This is a genomic window from Butyrivibrio sp. AE3006 (assembly GCF_000424165.1).
Lineage (GTDB): Bacteria > Bacillota > Clostridia > Lachnospirales > Lachnospiraceae > Butyrivibrio.
Genome location: NZ_AUJJ01000013.1, coordinates 61,285 through 79,285 on the forward strand (window position 1 = coordinate 61,285; position 18,001 = coordinate 79,285).

Annotated in this window: 15 protein-coding genes; 5 read left to right on the plus strand and 10 right to left on the minus strand. The window is 42.7% G+C overall.

Going from position 1 to position 18,001, the window contains the following annotated elements; genetic code table 11:
- Positions 1-4 precede the first annotated feature (4 nt).
- The 3 genes from G603_RS0108895 to G603_RS0108905 all read left to right on the plus strand — a co-directional run bounded on the left by G603_RS0108895 (position 5) and on the right by G603_RS0108905 (position 3,893).
- Positions 5-913: an ABC transporter permease subunit gene (locus tag G603_RS0108895; RefSeq protein WP_026523969.1), complete on the plus strand. Its 909-nt coding sequence runs from the start codon at positions 5-7 to the stop codon at positions 911-913.
- Positions 914-926: 13 nt separating this feature from the next.
- Positions 927-1,850 carry a carbohydrate ABC transporter permease gene (locus tag G603_RS0108900; RefSeq protein WP_026523968.1) on the plus strand — a complete coding sequence of 308 codons (924 nt, stop codon included), beginning with the start codon at positions 927-929 and terminating at the stop codon, positions 1,848-1,850.
- A gap of 216 nt (positions 1,851-2,066) precedes the next feature.
- Positions 2,067-3,893, plus strand: coding sequence for a sugar ABC transporter substrate-binding protein (locus G603_RS0108905; RefSeq protein WP_026523967.1), 1,827 nt, complete (start codon positions 2,067-2,069; stop codon positions 3,891-3,893).
- Positions 3,894-4,045: 152 nt separating this feature from the next.
- Here G603_RS0108905 and pap read toward each other — a convergent pair whose 3' ends face one another.
- The 5 genes from pap to G603_RS0108930 all read right to left on the minus strand — a co-directional run bounded on the left by pap (position 4,046) and on the right by G603_RS0108930 (position 10,390).
- A complete protein-coding gene (pap, locus tag G603_RS0108910) occupies positions 4,046-5,530 on the minus strand; it encodes a polyphosphate:AMP phosphotransferase (RefSeq protein WP_026523966.1) in 1,485 nt (494 codons plus the stop codon).
- Positions 5,531-5,805: 275 nt separating this feature from the next.
- Positions 5,806-7,419 carry an ABC transporter substrate-binding protein gene (locus G603_RS0108915; protein WP_026523965.1) on the minus strand — a complete coding sequence of 538 codons (1,614 nt, stop codon included), beginning with the start codon at positions 7,417-7,419 and terminating at the stop codon, positions 5,806-5,808.
- A 68-nt stretch (positions 7,420-7,487) separates the two neighbouring features.
- Positions 7,488-8,411, minus strand: a complete 924-nt coding sequence (locus G603_RS0108920; protein WP_026523964.1) for a carbohydrate ABC transporter permease — start codon at positions 8,409-8,411, stop codon at positions 7,488-7,490.
- A gap of 25 nt (positions 8,412-8,436) precedes the next feature.
- The gene (locus G603_RS0108925; RefSeq protein WP_026523963.1) at positions 8,437-9,342 is read right to left on the minus strand and encodes an ABC transporter permease; all 906 of its coding nucleotides are present in this window, start codon (positions 9,340-9,342) and stop codon (positions 8,437-8,439) included.
- A 22-nt stretch (positions 9,343-9,364) separates the two neighbouring features.
- Entirely contained in the window at positions 9,365-10,390 is a 1,026-nt protein-coding gene (locus G603_RS0108930; protein ID WP_026670006.1) for a LacI family DNA-binding transcriptional regulator, read from the minus strand.
- 329 nt (positions 10,391-10,719) lie between these two features.
- Here G603_RS0108930 and G603_RS0108935 point away from each other — a divergent pair, with 329 nt between their 5' ends.
- Positions 10,720-13,152, plus strand: coding sequence for a GH36-type glycosyl hydrolase domain-containing protein (locus G603_RS0108935; protein ID WP_026670007.1), 2,433 nt, complete (start codon positions 10,720-10,722; stop codon positions 13,150-13,152).
- Between the two features lie 153 nt (positions 13,153-13,305).
- Here G603_RS0108935 and G603_RS0108940 read toward each other — a convergent pair whose 3' ends face one another.
- From G603_RS0108940 to G603_RS0108955, 4 genes are all read right to left on the minus strand, one after another.
- Positions 13,306-13,962: a hypothetical protein gene (locus G603_RS0108940; RefSeq protein ID WP_026523960.1), complete on the minus strand. Its 657-nt coding sequence runs from the start codon at positions 13,960-13,962 to the stop codon at positions 13,306-13,308.
- A 162-nt stretch (positions 13,963-14,124) separates the two neighbouring features.
- On the minus strand, positions 14,125-15,549 hold the full coding sequence (locus G603_RS0108945) for an MATE family efflux transporter (protein ID WP_035792621.1): 1,425 nt from the start codon (positions 15,547-15,549) through the stop codon (positions 14,125-14,127).
- 73 nt (positions 15,550-15,622) lie between these two features.
- Positions 15,623-16,135 (minus strand): hypothetical protein, encoded by a 513-nt coding sequence (locus tag G603_RS0108950; RefSeq protein ID WP_026670009.1) that lies wholly within the window; start codon positions 16,133-16,135, stop codon positions 15,623-15,625.
- 147 nt (positions 16,136-16,282) lie between these two features.
- Positions 16,283-16,561 (minus strand): HU family DNA-binding protein, encoded by a 279-nt coding sequence (locus G603_RS0108955; protein ID WP_026495623.1) that lies wholly within the window; start codon positions 16,559-16,561, stop codon positions 16,283-16,285.
- A gap of 173 nt (positions 16,562-16,734) precedes the next feature.
- Here G603_RS0108955 and G603_RS22335 point away from each other — a divergent pair, with 173 nt between their 5' ends.
- Positions 16,735-16,887: a hypothetical protein gene (locus tag G603_RS22335; protein ID WP_155830962.1), complete on the plus strand. Its 153-nt coding sequence runs from the start codon at positions 16,735-16,737 to the stop codon at positions 16,885-16,887.
- A 101-nt stretch (positions 16,888-16,988) separates the two neighbouring features.
- Here G603_RS22335 and G603_RS0108965 read toward each other — a convergent pair whose 3' ends face one another.
- Positions 16,989-17,954, minus strand: coding sequence for a tRNA-dihydrouridine synthase family protein (locus tag G603_RS0108965; RefSeq protein ID WP_026670010.1), 966 nt, complete (start codon positions 17,952-17,954; stop codon positions 16,989-16,991).
- Between the last annotated feature and the right edge of the window lie 47 nt (positions 17,955-18,001).

Consider the following 18,001-nt stretch of genomic DNA (forward strand, 5'->3'; position numbering starts at 1 on the left):
TCCCTTGTCTAAAAAGAAGTTATATTCATTCAAACTTTTTCTTCTGGTAGTTCCTTTCATAGTGCTGGTGCTTCTCTTCTGTTACTACCCGCTTTATGGATGGATGTATGCATTCTACGATTATAAACCACCGAAGGACCTTGCCGATTGCGCTTTTGTCGGAGGCAAATGGTTCGCATCCCTGGTAAGCAGTGACGTAAAGATCAAGCAGCTCATTCAGGTTCTTAAAAATACATTTGCTATGAGCGGACTTACCCTCGGAACCAGCTGGCTTCCTATGTTATTCGCAGTATTTCTCAATGAAATTCACGGAGTTAAATTCCGTAAATTTGTTCAGACTGTTACAACCCTTCCGAATTTCGTGAGCTGGGTTATGGTTTATTCAATAGCATTTTCTCTCTTCAACAGCACCGGAATGCTTAACTCCCTGCTTATGAAGGTTGGATTAATCGATACACCTATTCTTTTCCTGCAGGCTTCAACCCATGTTTGGTTTACACAGTGGTTATGGCTTACATGGAAGAACCTGGGATGGGCAGCTATCATGTATATCGCTGCTATTTCCAGTATCGATGACGAAATGATCCAGGCTGCAAGAGTTGATGGTGCCACCAGAATGCAGATCATCTGGCACATCACAATTCCAAGCCTTCTTCCTACCTACTTTGTACTTCTGGTACTTAACGTAGCGAACTTCCTTAATAATGGTATGGAGCAGTACTACGTATTCCAGAACGCATTTAACAAAGATTATATCCAGGTTCTTGACCTGTATGTTTACAACATGGCTATGGGTAGCGGTGGTTACTCAGTTTCAGTTGCAATCAGTATGCTTAAGAGTCTGGTAAGCCTTGTGCTTCTGTTCATCGTTAACAAAGCGTCCAAGGTAATTCGCGGCGAAAGTATTTTGTAATTGGAGGAGAGCTATGAGTCAGGTAAAAACAAAACACAAAATGCATGTAAGTGCCGGTGACAGAGCCGTAGAGATTGTGTGCTATATCATCTTTACAATAGCTGCTTTTCTCTGCCTGTACCCGTTCTACTACATAATGATCAATACAATCAGTGCTAATGACATAAGTGCCAGAGGTGATATTCTCTTCCTTCCGCAGAATATACATTTTCACAATTACATCTCTGCATTCAGGATTGAAGGCCTTCCTCAGGCATTCAAGATCTCTCTTATGAGAACTGTTCTTGGAACTGCCCTTACGGTTTTCGCTTCCGCTTTCCTGGGCTTCATGTTTACACAGGAAAAAATGTGGGCTCGTAAGTTCTGGTACAGGCTGGTTGTTGCAACAATGTATTTCAACGCCGGAATCATTCCCTGGTACCTGGTTATGAAGACCATGCACCTCACAAATAACTTCTGGGGATATATACTTCCTGCGATAGTATCACCCTTTAACCTGATACTTACCAAAACCTTCGTAGAATCCGTTCCAAAGGAGCTCCAGGAAGCAGCCGAGATGGACGGCGCAGGCGTGCTTACCGTATTCTTCCGTGTAATTATCCCTGTAATCAAGCCCATCATGGCTACAGTAGCTATTTTCTCTGCAGTCAGCCAGTGGAATGCATTCCAGGATACACTACTCCTTATGACAGACACCAAGCTCTATCCTCTTCAGTTCGTGCTTTATCAGTATCTGAATCAGGCGAGCTCTCTGGCATCTCTGGCACAGAGCACATCAAGTACAGCGTCTCTTGCAGCCGCTGCTGCTACAACACAGACCACCACAAGTGTACGAATGACTATAACAGTTATTGTCGTTCTGCCGATTATGCTGGTTTACCCGATCTTCCAGAAATACTTCGTAAAGGGAATTATGATTGGTGCGGTAAAAGGCTGAGAGGGCTTAGCGAGGTATTACACGAGCTTAGCCCGAACGTGTTCTGGCGAGGGCTTGCCCGAGAGCAGAACTTCCTTGTGAAAAGCTCAGCGAAAGCGAGAGCGGAACTTCCTTATAAATCTCGTAACGAGAGCGGAACTTCCTTGTGAAAAACTCACGTAAATACCCCCTTAAGGGGTGAATATAGAACTTCAAATCCAAAAAGGAGGAATGAAAATGAAACTGAAAAAAGTTACATCATTGGCACTCACTACACTGATGACAGTGAGCATGCTTGCCGGTTGTGGCGGAAGTACAGGCGGATCAGCCCCTGAAACCACTGACGGCGGATCTACTGAGGCAGCCCAGACAGAGGCTCCCGCAGAAGAAACATCATCTGACGCAACAGAAACAACAGAAGCTACTGACACAGCAGAGGCTTCAGACGCTGGCGAGGCTCCCGCAGCAAGCCACGACGAGACTTACACCGTTGATTTCTACAATGTAGCTGCTAACTTCCAGGGTATTCAGCCCGGATGGTACGGCAAAATCGTTAAGGACAAGTTCAACATGGAACTCAACATCATCGCACCTCAGGTTGCAGGTGATGGCGCTGCTCTTTACCAGACACGCTGCGCAGCAGGCGCACTTGGAGATCTCATCATCCTCGACAATGCAGATATGCAGGAATGTGTAGAGTCAGGACTTATCCATGACCTCACAGATGTTATCTCACAGTATCCTAACCTCATGAAATATGAAAAGCAGATCAAAGAATTCAACTCCATGATGGGTGACGGATCTAAGATCTATGCTATTCCGCTTGAAATGAACAACAATGGTCCTACAGAGTACAAGCAGCTTCACGTATACTCATACCCTCGTATGGGATGGGATATGTACAACGAAGTTGGTGCTCCTGACCTTCAGAACCTCGATGACCTTCTTGCTTGCTTAAAGTCAATCCAGGATGCTCATCCTACAAACGACAATGGTGATCCGGCTTACGCTATCAGCCTTTGGAAAGACTGGGATAGCCAGTACATGGAGAACGTAGCTCAGCTTACAAAGTGGTATGGCCAGGAAGTTAATGGTTCCGTACTTATCGGAACAGACAACTCCATCGCTCCTCTTACAGAGAAGGACGGTGCTTACTACAAGATGCTTAAGTTCCTCTATCAGGCAAATCAGATGGGTCTTGTAGATCCCGATTCTGCTACTCAGGACTGGAACGCAATCGTTTCCAAGATGCAGGACAAGAGAGTATACCTCTACTGGTATAGCTGGCAGTATGGTTTCTGGAACAGCCCTGCAAGAGGCGAGGAAGGCACAAACTACGTAGAAATTCCTGTTGCTGATACAAACCTTTATCAGGCATCTGATACTTACTACGGCGACGGTCGTGTTCTTGCAGTTGGTTCTCAGGTTAGCGACGAGAACTTTGCAAGACTTATGGAGTTCCTTGACTGGTATGCTTCACCCGAGGGTGTTCAGATTCAGCACGCCGGTACAGAAGGCCTTACATACACAGTTGAAAACGGCAAGTACACACTTACAGAAGATGGTCTTAACAGATTCTCAGCAGAAGTTATCGTTCCCGATGAACTCGGCGGCGGCAACTGGAATGATGGTAACAACCAGATCAACCAGTGGATTGTAGCTTCTTGTGATATTAACCCTGAAACAGGCGAGCCTTATGCTTCTGATATGTGGTCAACAACAATCGAGATGAACCAGACAAAGACAACCAAGGAGTGGTCTGAGAAGTTTGGTGCAGCTGACGACGTTGAGTACCTCAACAAGAACGGCATGATGACAGTTGTTCCCAGCATCAACAAAGCTCTTGCAATCGATACAACAGATATCAGCCTTATCCGTAAGCAGTGCGGCGACCTCATCAAGGATTCTTCCTGGAGAATGGTATTCGCAGCTGACGACGCTGACTTCGATGCTCAGTGGGATGACATGGTAACACAGCTCGAAGGTCTTGGATGGGCAGATCTTACTGCATTTGATACAGATAAGTATCAGCCTATGATCGAGGCTAGAAAGGCAGCTCAGTAATCTGAACTGATCCTTCAGAAAAGCTAAATAATCGTCGTAAGGCGTAAATAACGAAAATCCGGAGCAGAATCAAATCTGTCTCCGGATTTTCTATGTAAAAAAATCTCCTATTTCGCGTTTTAAGCGCTTTTTGTATATTATCGGACAAATCCCTACTTTTTCTCATCAAGAGCCTTCTTAAGCTCTTTAATGACGATTTTCAGTGCTTTTACTCTGGCATACTTCTTATCAACAGATTCCAAAATATGCCATGGTGCAAACTCAGTACTGGTTTTGGCAATCATCTCGTCAATGGCCGTCTCATAGAGATCCCATTTTTCACGATTTCTCCAGTCTTCATCGGTAATCTTCCACTGCTTTTCAGGGGTATTCTGCCTGTCTGTGAATCGCTCAAGCTGTGTTCCGTTATCAATCTGTACCCAGAATTTGATTATAACGGCGCCCCAGTCACTGAGTTCTTTCTCAAACTCGTTAATCTCGTTATATGCCCTTTGCCAGTCGTTTTCAGAGCAGAACCCCTCTAACCTCTCAACCATTACTCTTCCATACCAGGTACGGTCAAATATGGTTATATGGCCGGTCTTTGGAAGTCTTGTCCAGAAGCGCCACAGATAATGCCTGGCCTTTTCATGGGGCTCAGGACTTGCTATAGGCTCAACAACATAGTCTCTTGGATCAAGGGCCGCTGTGATTCGCTTGATATTTCCGCCTTTTCCTGCGGCATCCCATCCCTCGTATGCGATAATTACAGGAATTTTCTTTCGATAAACCTTGTTATTTAATTCTTTGAGCTCCTTCTGAAGTGCCTTAAGCTCTATATCATACTCTTCATCCGACATAACCTTATCCGTGAGCGATATCTCCGAAAGCTTCGGAAGCTTATGCATAGGAAAAGTATTCTGTAAGATCGGAACATTCATGGCGTGATTCTTAAGAGCCGTATCAATTCCCTGATTAAGGAACTGCAAAACCTGCAGCTCAGCCCACTTTTTATCGGTGGCATCAATGATGTACCAGGGTGCCCTGGACTGGTTCGTATCACTTAAATATCTGTCGAAAACATCCATGCACTTGTCATATTGTTTATTCTGAAGAAGGTCATCCTCCTGAACACGCCAGCTGGTATTCTTGTTATCTCTCAAGGCATCGTGACGCTTTTTCTGCTCTTTTTTGGATATATGGAAAAACAGCTTAACCACCAGGTATCCGTTATCGCAAAGCTGCCTCTCGATTACGTTAATGGAATGGACTCTCTTCTGATAGACTTCCTCGGTCAATTTGCCATCCAATACGCCATCAACCACCTCTTCCATCCAGCAGGTGTCGAAAAACCTGAATTTTCCTGCCTCCGGGATTTCCTTAATAAAGCGATAAAGGAAAGGATAACGCTTTTCCTCTTCGCTGGGCTCTCTGTCCATGGTTGCCACACGGAAAAACCTTGGATCTATGTTCCTTATGACTTTTCCGATAATAGCGCCTTTTCCCGCTGCATTCCAGCCCTCAAACAGCACCATTACGGGAAGTCCCGCCTCCTTTATTTTCATCTGAAAAGCCGATAATCTGGCCCTTTCCTCCTTAAGCTTAGCTGTAAGCTCCTCTTCCTCAGGTATATCTGTTTTAACGAAATCTTTAAGCATGGCATAGACTCCTTTCAACCGGCATGTCCCAACTCACAATAGATATGACTTAATCCATAAAAATATACGCAATTTCACTAATATAATCATACCTAAATTCGTCTATTATAGGTATTACCCGAAAATTATATTTTTAGAAAAAATGTATAAAACAGCCTCGTCACAACAAAGAATTTGGACGAGGCTGAAAATTGCCATAAAAAGGAAAAAGCTCCGGCGACTAATTTCGCCGAAGCCTTTCCCGGTTGTTTTAGTTATTAGAGAAATTTTCCAAATTACTTGGAAGCCTTCCACTCGTCATACTGCTTCTGGAACTCAGCAAGAACGTCCTGGTAACCTGCTTCGTCAAGAGCTGCCTGATAAGCTTCGATTGTAGATTCTACATCAGCTGCAGGAACGCCACCGTTCTCAAGGTTGAATCCGTACTCACCGGATACGTTAGCACATGCTGCATACTGGCTCTCTACAGGGCTCTTGTCAAAACGGAATCCAGCTGCGCTAGATGTGTTAGCACCACCGTTGAAGTCCTTGTAAAGCTCAGCCTTGTTTGCAGGCTCGTTGTCAAGAGGTGTTACGATTGTAGCACTAGCAGACTCCCACATTGAGTGGTTGTACTTCTCAGATGTCTGTGTAACCTGGTGGTTAGCATCGTATGTGAAGTCCTCACCCTCGATACCAAATGTGTACATATCAGCAAGTGTTGAATCTGTGTAAAGGAGACCAAGGAAGTCTACACAAGCCTTAGCCTGCTCAGGTGTTGAATTAGCTGTTACGCAGTAGCATGAACCAAGAGCTGATGTTGAATGTGCCCATCTGTTTGTAGCAGGCTGCATTGTTACATCCTGGCCATAACGAGCATCTGCTTCGTCGTTAACCGGGATATCTGTCCACCATGAAACAGCCCAATCCTGTGTCTGAGTTGTTGTATCTGTTGTAACCTTTGTGTAGTCATCTTCTGAGATGTAGCCCTTATCAGCCCACTCACCCATAAGTGTGCAGAACTCTTTATACTCAGGAGTAAGAATTGTGTCTACTACTTCATCAGTCTTTCTGTCTACAGCTACGAAGTTTGTAGCAGAATCAGCTGTGAAGAAATCGAAGTTATCGATGTACCATCTGTAGAACATTGCTGTCTTCTGAGTAAGGAAAGGATACTTGAGGCCATCAGCCTTAGCATCTGCGAGCATGGGCTCGAGGTCCTTAAGCTCTTTTACAGAACTGATATCCCAATTGTGCTGATCGATAAGATCCTGACGGAACATGAAGTCGTAACCTTCTACGTTATCCTTGTATACAGGTACGAAATACATTTTTCCATCATACTTAGCTGCTTCCCACTGACCTTCATCCATTGAATTGTAAAGGTCTGTTCCGGGAAGGATGTCTGAAAGATCATATACAGCGTTTGCAGGAACAAGATCGTTTGTTCCGATTGTGCCTTCCCATGAAGCTGTCCAAAGAAGGTTGATCTCGTTGTTAGCAAGTGCAAGGTTCGCCTTGTCTGTGTACTCACCAGAACCTACGTCTGTAAGTTTAATCTGTACCGGAATCTTGCCTGCGATGTATGCGTTGATAGCATCCTCAACCTTCTGAACCTGCTCTGAATCAGGATTTGCAAGGTTGAATGTACATCTGTAAACGTTAATTGTTGTTGCGCCATCAGCAGCCTTCTCCTCTACAGGAGTCTCAGCCTCAGCTGTGTCCCCAGCAGCTTCTGTTGTCTCTTCTGTAGCAGTTTCTGCTGTCTCTTCTGTAGCAGTTTCTGTTGACTCTGCTGCAGGAGCTTCTGTTGTACCTGCATCAGGTGTACTTGAAGATGAAGAACATCCTGCAAGTAATGATGTTACCATAGCTGTTGCCATGAGTGTTGAAATAACTTTTTTCTTCATTTTTTGCCCCCCTTTTAGGCTAAAATTATTTATATTCATCCCGAAACACTATGTAGCGGGCTAGAATATCATCCTTTAACAGAACCTACCGTCAATCCTTTAATGAAGTATTTCTGGAAGAACGGATATACTACCATGATAGGTCCAATAACTACGAGAACTGTTGCCATTGTTGCTGAGTACTGCGGTATTGTTCCTCCCATAGCTGCTCTTGCGGATGCAGGAACGTTAGAGTTATTAAGAAGGAACTCAATACTCTTCTGAATGTTGATAAGAAGTAGCTGCAAAGGCTTCTTAGCATCAGAGTCGATGTAAAGCAGTGCGTTCTGCCAGTCATTCCAGTATGCTGTAGCCATCATGAAACCAACGGCTGCAAGTGAAGGCTTAAGAAGTGGAAGTGTGATCTGGAAGAAGGTTCTGTACTCACCCGCTCCGTCGATCTTGGCTGCTTCCATAAGCTCTCCGGGAATGCTGTTTACAATGTAAGTTCTTAAAATGATTACGTTCATTGTGGATACGCACAGAGGCAAAATCAGAAGCCAGAGGCTATCCTTCAAATGATAGTAACTTGTAAAAATGATGTATCCTGAAAGCGTACCACCATTGAAAAGCATGGGGATAAGCAGGAATACCGATAAAAACTTGGCAAGTCTGAATTCCTTACGGCTGATTGAATATGCGAACATACTCATAAATAAAAGTCCAAGGAATGTACCTGCTACTGTTACGAGAATTGTTATGCCGTATGATCTTGCAAGCTGCTGACCATAACGAAGAACTGTTCCCATACCTGCCAGAGACCACTGAAGAGGCCAGAATCTGAAACCGTTCTGTGTGATACTCTTTTCATCTGTGAACGCTGCCACAAATGTAAGCTCTACAGGTAAAAACGCAAACACTGTGTAAGCAAGAAGTATTATTGCCAATATAATCTGTGCAACTGTTACTTTTTCTTTTTTAGAAGGCTCTAAGTCCTTATTATTTTTTGCCATTTCTCTTTTCCTCCCAAATCTCTAATCAGAACAATGCATTTTCCGGTGCGATCTTACGAACGGAAAAGTTAGCTACAAGCATAAGTAAAAGTCCAACAACTGACTGGAAGAAAGATGTAGCTGCAACGAATCCAAAGTTTGAATTCTTGAAAATAGCATTAAGTACATATGAGTCAATAACCTGAGTTGTGCTGTAAAGCGTTCCGCTGTTACGTGTTACCTGATAGAAAAGACCTGTGTCAGAGTGCATTACTGTTCCTACTGAAAGAAGAAGCATTACTGTGATCATAGGTATAAGTGAAGGAATGGTGATGTGCCATATCTTCTGCCATCCGTTTGCACCGTCGATATCAGCAGCTTCATAGAGCTCTGAATCAATTCCTGCAAGAACTGACATATAAAGAACTGAACCGTAACCTGTATCCTTCCAGATTTTTACTACAAGAAGTATCCATGGCCAGAGTCCTGCGCTTGAGTAAAATCTTGTTGAAGTACCGAACATGTGGTTAATGATACCTGTGTCTGAACTGATGAATGCATATACGATGAACTGAACTGCTGCATATGAAATGAAAACAGGAATGATCATCAGTGTCTGCATTGTCTTAGCCATCTTCTTGAACACAAGTCTGTCAATCATGATAGCAAGTGTTACGTTAAGAAGTGTTCCTATAACTGTAAACAACAGGTAATACAGAATTGTATTTCTTGTTATGGAAATGAATGTTGCCTTAGACGCTATCAGGAATTTGAAGTTCTCCAAACCATTCCAGGGACTCTTCCATATTCCGTCTGCGTAATTGAAATTCTTAAACGCCATGACAAGACCTGCCATAGGCACATACATAATAAAGAACAAAATCAGGAATACCGGCAATGCCATAACGACATGTGCTCTGTGTTTCCATGTGTTTTCCCAAAAACCTTTCATATCTAACCTCCCACCTTTATGGTTACTCTCTGATCTCTCCTACTGATTCACCTTCATTAAGCTTACCGCTCACAACAACCTGTTCGCTGAAGGTTGTCATCGGATTTTCAATAGAATCGATCAATTTCTCTGCAGCTTTTCTTCCAAGACTCTCTGTGTCCTGGACTATGGTAGTCAGCTGCGGACTGTATCTCATAGCAATCTCAATTCCGTCGTATCCGGCAATCGAAATGTCATCCGGAACTCGGAGGCCTTTGCCTCTTATAGCATTAACTCCACCAAATGCGGCAAAATCATCAGGATATAAGATACATGTGGGCCTATCTTTAAGCTCCAATAATTTGTTTGTTGCGTTAAATGCGCCAACTGTGTCTCGATAATCGGCTTCCAGTATATATTCCTCGGGAATCTCAAGCCCCAGCTCCATAGCCGTCTTGTAAAAGCTCTTCAATCTGGCCTGGGTTACTGACGAATCAGCTCCGTGAATATATGCTATTTTTCTGTGACCCTGCTTATATACATATGTAAGCAGATCACTTATTCCCTGTACATTATCAGAAATGATAGCCGAACGATCATTGAACACGTAATCGATCGTCACCAGCGGAATTGCGCTTCTGGCAAGTTCCCCTACCTGCGGATCCATGAAATCTACGCAGGCTATCATCACACCATCGAAATTCCTATATCGAGCATGCTCTAAATATGACATATTTCGGTTGGCCATCACGCCACCACTTATAAACGTCACATCGTATCCACCAGCCTCAACAGTTCTCTTAAAACTGTCCAATACGCTCGAAAAGTAATCGTGTGTAAGTCCGCTTTGCGCTTCATCGACGAACAGTACTCCTATATTGTAGGTTCTGTTTGTCTTAAGAGCTTTCGCTGCGAAATTCGGAAAATATCCCATCTCTGCAGCAGTTTCGCGGATGTGTTCTTTGGTCTTCTCACCAATATCATCCTGATCATTGAGGGCCTTGGAAACCGTAGCCACCGACACATTACAAGCTGTTGCAATGTCTTTAAGTGAAATTCTACGTGCCATAAATGCTCCCCTCGAAACTACTAAAACGTTTTCGTGGTTTAAATATATATCACATTTTTCACGAAATCAAGTACATTTTTTAAAATTATTGTGCATTTTGTCATTTTTTGTATTATTTTTACAATTTTTATCACGAAAATTTTAGTAATTTTCATAAATCTACTTAAAAACGTTAATTTTACTGAGGTTTTACGAAAACGTTTCCTTAAAACTCAGTGATAGCGTGAATAATATTTTTCTTGAAAAAAGCGAGGTTACCCCTTATAATCAGTTTTATCTAATGACTTAATCGTTTAAGATTATCACGCTAATATTGGGAGGAACGCAGAATGCAGTACGGTTTTTTCGATGATAAAAATCGCGAGTATGTTATAACAACGCCCAAGACTCCTTTGCCCTGGATCAATTACCTTGGCAACAAGGATTTCTTTTCGCTTGTTTCTAACACCTGTGGCGGATATTCCTTTTATAAGGATGCTAAGCTCTTAAGACTTACAAGATACCGCTACAACAATGTACCTTATGACAATAATGGTAAATATTTCTATATTAAGGATGGTGAGACCGTTTGGAATCCCGGCTGGCAGCCTGTAAAGACTGAGCTTGATTCCTATGAGTGCCGTCACGGTATAGGATATAGTAAATTCACATCCGTTAAGAACGATGTTAAGGCTTCAGTTCTTACATTCGTTCCTATGAGCGATACATGCGAGATTTCACACGTAGAACTCACTAACAACAGCTCTTCTGAGAAAAAATTACAGCTGTTTTCTTACGTTGAATGGTGTCTCTGGAACGCAGATGACGACATGAAGAACTTCCAGCGTAACTTAAGTACCGGTGAAGTTGAGATTGTTGATTCTACTATTTTCCATAAGACCGAGTATCGCGAGAGACGTAATCACTACGCTATATATTCTGTTAATACTAAGGTAGATGCTGTCGATACAAGCCGTGACGCATTCCTTGGTGCATACAACGGGCCGGATCATCCGGACGCTGTTTTCGCAGGAAAGCTTACCAATTCTGTAGCAAGCGGATGGTCTCCCATCGCAGCTCATCAGATTGATATTACTCTCGCTCCCGGCGAGACAAAGACCTTCAACTTTATCCTTGGATATGTAGAGAATCCTGAGGATCAGAAGTGGGAGTCCCACGGCATCATCAACAAGAAGCCTGCAAACGAGATGCTTGCAAGATATCAGTCAGATGCTGATGTAGACAAGGCTTTTGCTGAGCTTTCTGCTTATTGGGATAACCTTCTTTCTATATATCATGTCAAGTCTTCCAATGAGAAGGTTGATCGCATGGTAAATATCTGGAATCAGTATCAGTGCATGGTTACCTTCAACATGTCACGTTCTGCTTCTTATTATGAGTCAGGAATCGGCCGTGGAATGGGCTTTAGAGATTCCTGTCAGGATTTGCTTGGTTTCGTACATCTCATTCCGGACAGAGCAAGAGAGCGTATCATTGATATCGCTTCTACTCAGTTCCAGGATGGTAGCGCATACCACCAGTATCAGCCCCTTACCAAGAAGGGTAACTCCGACATCGGTTCAGGATTCAATGATGATCCTCTGTGGCTGATCGCAGGTACAAGCGCATATATCAGAGAGACAGGCGATATGTCCATTCTCGATGAAACAGTTCCTTTTGATAACGATATGAGCGTTGCTACTCCTCTTATGAACCACTTAAAGAGAAGCTTCGACTACATCGTAAATCACAAGGGTCCTCACGATCTTCCTCTTATCGGTCGTGCAGACTGGAATGACTGCCTGAACCTTAACTGCTTCTCAGCTCATCCCGGTGAATCCTTCCAGACCTTTGGTCCCAGTGAAGGCCCCGTTGCTGAGTCAGTATTTATCGCAGGTATGTTTGTAAAATACGGTGAAGAATATGCTCAGCTCTGTGAGCTTAAGGGCGATTCTGCAGAAGCAGAGCGTGCCCGCGCCGAAGTAAAGAAAATGTATGACGCTGTTTGCACAGCAGGTTGGGACGGCGAATGGTTCGTCCGTGCTTATGACGCACATTCCAACAAGGTTGGTTCACACGAGTGTAAGGAAGGTCAGATCTACATTGAGCCTCAGGGCTTCTGCGTTCTTGCAGGCATCGGTGTAAAGGAAGGTCTCGCTGCGAAGGCTCTTAAGAGCGTAAAAGAGCGTCTTGATACCAAATACGGTGTAATGATCCTTCAGCCCGCTTACACAGAGTATCATCTTGAACTTGGTGAAGTTAGCTCATATCCTCCGGGATACAAGGAGAATGCAGGCATCTTCTGCCATAACAATCCTTGGGTTTCAATTGCTGAGACAGTACTTGGACACGGTGACAGAGCTTTCGAGATTTATAAGAAGACCTGCCCTGCTTACGTTGAGGAGATCAGTGATATTCACTGCACAGAGCCTTATGTTTACTCACAGATGGTAGCCGGAAAAGATGCTAAATTCTTCGGACAGGGCAAGAACAGCTGGCTTACAGGTACAGCTGCCTGGACATTTGTTAATATTTCTCAGTATATCCTGGGAATTTATCCTACACACAAGGGATTATCAGTTGATCCTTGTGTACCTGCAGGATTCGGTGACTTCGAACTTGTAAGAAAATACAGAGGTGCTACTTACAATATCAGCGTTAAGACAAATGGCGCTCAGAAGGGCATCCAGAAGCTGATTGTCAACGGCAACGAAATAAACGGAACAGTAATTCCTTACGATCCTTCCGTAAAAGAGTACACCGTTGAAGCAATCATGGGCTAAACAAAGCCCCAATAACTTACGTTTACATCCGATTTTACGATCGGTTGTGAAATAATTGCTAAATACTTTCTTTTTCAATTCCTTCTATTAAGCAATCCCCGCAAGCTGCCCATGCTTGCGGGGATTCTTATTTTTTCCGTGTGTATTTTTACTTTATCCGTTTATAATAAACGCCTTTATAGTCTCCATGGTGCTTTTTAACTGGTATTTTATCAGAAAAACAGCGTCGTTGTAGATCTTGTCACCATACTTAATGTGCTCAAGTAATGGATACACATATTCTTCGGTTTCTTCAACATAAGAAATTATCTTTTCTCTTGAAAACGCCAGTGACATCAGGCTAACGTTGTTACATCTGTCGAGAGCTTTAACTATGGAAGCCGTACTATCAGAAGAAATACCGACGTAATAACGCTTCTTTTCGGCGTCAGTACCGCTGTAATTCTCGGGTTTGGTAAGAAGTGCCACAGAGTGCCTTACAGGCTCTGAAAAGGGCAGATTTTCAGGTTTTACACCACAATCTTCGCATACATCGTGCAAAAGAACCGTAGCCAGAACCTGATCGTTTTTGATACCCATAGCATGGGCATGACACGCCATCATAAGAGGATGGGTGATATATGGGATATGTTCCTGGGTAAAAGGACTCGTTTTACGGGACTGTCCTGCATGCCTGTCCCTGGCATAATAGAGTGCCTCATAAGTCTCTGTGAGGTTCTCTTCAATAGCATTTCCCATAAGACGTGTAAACATGTGATCCTCAGAAAAAATCTTCTCTTTGAGGATCCATGCCGGCTTTTCTGAATCCATATTTTTCACCTCTATAAACATCAGATAATCTGCTTAAAGGGTACAGAAAAAGCATACCACACATTGTAGAAATTTGTGCGGTATGCTTTTATTAAATCTTTATTATCTCAGGGCTGTTTTTTCAATTTTATAAAATCACAGTCGTTATTATCACCGTTTTGTTTATACTTTTTTGACGATATTTCGAACCCAAATTCCTTTTTTAACAAGAACAAATCCTATTGCACTCTTGATAACTTCCAATGCGCAAACCGTGAAATATACTTCAACTACCGGCATTTTTGTGTGGTATGCAAGTATTCTTGCAACTACTACGGAAACAGTCCATACATAACAGCTGTCAAAAAGGAAAGTCACCAGTGTCTTTCCGCCGGATCTCAGTGTAAAGTAAGCTACGTTTGCGAAAGCATTAAGGGGCATTACTATCGCAACTACGCGGATAAACTGTGTTGCCAGCTCTTTAATGGCAGGCTCTGTGTTATAGAACCTGGGAACAATGGGCGATACCAGGAATAAAAGCCCGCCCATTACAAAACAGCTTAAAACACTCAGCGTAGCCATTCTCCAGGCATCTCTTCTGGCATTTACAAAGTGCTCCGCGCCAAGCTCCTGTCCGACCACGATCGATGTGGAATTACCAAGGGACAGGAATACTTCGTTAAATATCTGAGCAATGGTGTTTGCTATGTTTAGTGCAGCAATTACCTCGATACCTCTGATGGAATAGCACTGCATCAGCACTGCCTGCCCCATACTCCATAGGAATTCATTTGCAAGCAGCGGCAGTGATTTCGTAACTATTGGCCATATAAGTTCAAGGGGAATAACAAAATGACTGTATAATCCCTCTAAAAATGCATAATCGCTCTTTTTCCTGTGTGCCACGATGGTAACTATTCCCATCTCAACGAATCTGGAAATCACCGTTGCTATGGCTGCACCTGCTACGCCCAACTTGGGAAAACCGAGATAACCGAAGATCAGAAGCAGGTTGAACACAAAATTTACCGCCATGGCTGACATACTTGCGATCATGGGAAGTGTTGTTTTACCTGATTCCCTGAGTGTTCCGGAATAAACCTGCGTAATTCCAAAGGGCAAAAGTCCAATCAGCATAATATGCAGGTAGTTTTTAGCAAGACTTAATGTATGTATCGCATCATCAGGCGTAGTGTCCGCTGCTATATAAAGCTTAATAAGCGGCTCCCCTGCTGTAATGAAGACTATCAGCGCTATCACAGTAATAACAAGTGCTATTATTGTCTTAAAACGCATGGTATAGCGAACACCTTCATAATCCCGGCGTCCAAAAAACTGTGTGCCGTATATGCCGGCACCGGCAAGGGCTCCCCAGATGCAGAGCATCTGAACAAACATAAGCTGATTTACAATAGCCACGGATGACATGGCCAGCGTACCGACCTGTCCTACCATTATGTTATCAAGAAGTCCAACTACATTAGAGAGTGTGTTCTGAATGATCATTGGAACCACAACCATGGCTACTTTACGATAAAATGAAGGCTCTCCCATCACACACTCTTTAAATGAGAGCTTTACCTTTAATGATTCTTCTGCTGTAAGCATTATTCCTCCTAATATCTATATCCACACATATCCGATAAGTAGAGGCCTATAGCTCTCAGCTTATTCGTATATATTAATTTCCGTCTCCCTTAAGCTCTTTTAAAGCGTCTTCGGAATACTTCTCAAAAATACCCGTAAGCTCTGAATAGTCCTCAGCTGTGAGCTTATCCTGGGCATACTCCATAAGTCCTTCTACGTCTTTATTGTCAACATAAGACTGAACATCGCCTATTGAATCCAAGGACATATTATCAATAATGATCTCAGTTACCTTTTCCTTATCCTCTTCGGATACGCTGTCCATTATCTTCTGAACATCCTCAGCTTTATCGCCGCCGTACTGTTTAACAGCCTGTTCAACTATGGTCTCAGCTATACCGGCAACTGCTTTTTTCTTAATGTCATTTCCAATCTCGGTCAAAGGATTGGCTATTTTTTCTTCTGAAGCATCTGTGGTCGCCTCTGTACTCTCTTGGCCATTTATCAGCGCTGATGCCTTTTTCGCAATATCAGCTCTGTAGAGATATATGCCACCTATGGCCAGAACTACTGCCAGGGTTGCCACAAAAGTTTTGACGATTTTCATAATGTTCTCCTCTGTTTCTCTTGATCTGCGCGAAAATCCGGTGAATGTCACGCCATATTCTTACCAAATATCCATAATAAACCGTTTCAAGGCATTGAAAAACCCCGGAATACAAAGTACTCCGGGGCGTTAAGTTCATGATCTTAATTATTTCTTGTTTACAAGATCCTTCAGAGCCTTACCAGCCTTGAACTTCGGAGCGATAGAAGCAGGAATCTTGATGGTAGCACCAGTCTGAGGGTTCTTACCAGTTCTAGCTGCTCTCTTTGTGGTCTCAAATGTACCAAAGCCAACAAGCTGAACCTTGTCCTTCTTCTTAAGTGTCTTAGAAACAACGTCTACGAAAGCCTTTACAGCCTTCTCAGAATCCTTCTTGGAAAGACCTGTTTCCTTAGCAATAGCTTCAACGAGTTCTGTTTTATTCATTTTTTATTCCCCCTTTATTCTAGGTTTATTATGAAACTAAAGCAATTCTACCACTATGTATTATTATGCGCAACGTTTTTATCGGAATTCTGCTACTTTTTTGTAATTATTTTGTAATTTTTGCCTTAATTCTGCTATTATTGTATTAGTAAAACACTTATGGGGGACAAAATATGGCTACAGATAAGAAAAAAAGGGATCCGCTTCCGGATATTCCGGCTCATCCCGAGGAAGCTACAAAAGAGAAAAAATTACGTGCTGCTCCCGATGAAATAATCGCAAAGGCAGTACATGAAATGATGATGAAAGATCACCCGGAAGAGTGAAATATCCTCTTTCTTACTGCTATTTGAGCAGTTTTATATTTAAGCCCATAACACATCAGCACATCATGATGTCATGATGTGCTGATGTTATGTTGTCTGATTTACACTCCACAACTTCTATATAGATTCCTTACCGCATTGCGATATTCCGAAGGATTTTTTGATACCCTTATTTTGTGAATATATGGCTCGATTTCGCTTCCATCTGTAGTTTTGAAGTTTCCGCCCACATAGAACCAAATCTCCTTCATTTTGTGCATTATAGACTCTTCTGCAGGTATTTCTACCTTATATTCCTTTTCCATGGTCTCTATGAAGCTTCTGAGCTCATCCTGACCCATTGCTTGTCCTGTGACTATCTCTCTTGCAAGTCCCGGATTTGCAACCAGTCCTCTTCCAATCATCACTTCCTTGAGATCCGGAAATTCAGAAACTATCCTGTCATAATCATCTTTAGTGAAAATATTTCCGTTGTAGCTTATTGGATTTTTGCTGTTTTCATAAGCCCACTTGAAAATCTCCATATCAGGTTCCCCCTGGTACATCTGAGTCCTGACTCTTGGATGAACTATCACATTACAAAACGGATATTTATTTAAAACAGAAAAAATCTCAAGATATTCCTTTGGGTCCTTTAATCCGATTCTTGTTTTTACAGATAAAGCAGTATGTTTTATCTCCTCGCTTTCAAAAACCTGCGCAAAAAGCTCATCAAGGGCTGCGGGTTCTTCAAGCATTCCGGATCCCTTGTGTTTACTTACAACTGTTCCAACAGGACATCCCATATTCAGATTGACTTCTTCAAAGCCTCTCTCATGCATCTCAGAAAGCGCCCAGATGATTTCATCCGCCTTGTTTGTCATTATCTGAGGAATAAGTCTTCCTTCCACCAAAGCATTGTTTTCCGGGGCAATTTCTCGCATATCGCGCTTTTTAATGGCATGCTGCTTATATACGGATAAAAAAGGCGTATAATACCTGTCTATCCCCTCAGGGAACAATCTGCTGTGTGCATTTCTGTAACAATATATGGTAATGCCCTCCATGGGCGCATAAGAAATTCGCATTTTTTTCCTCTCATTAACGATAAATTATTAAAAAATTATTATTTCGA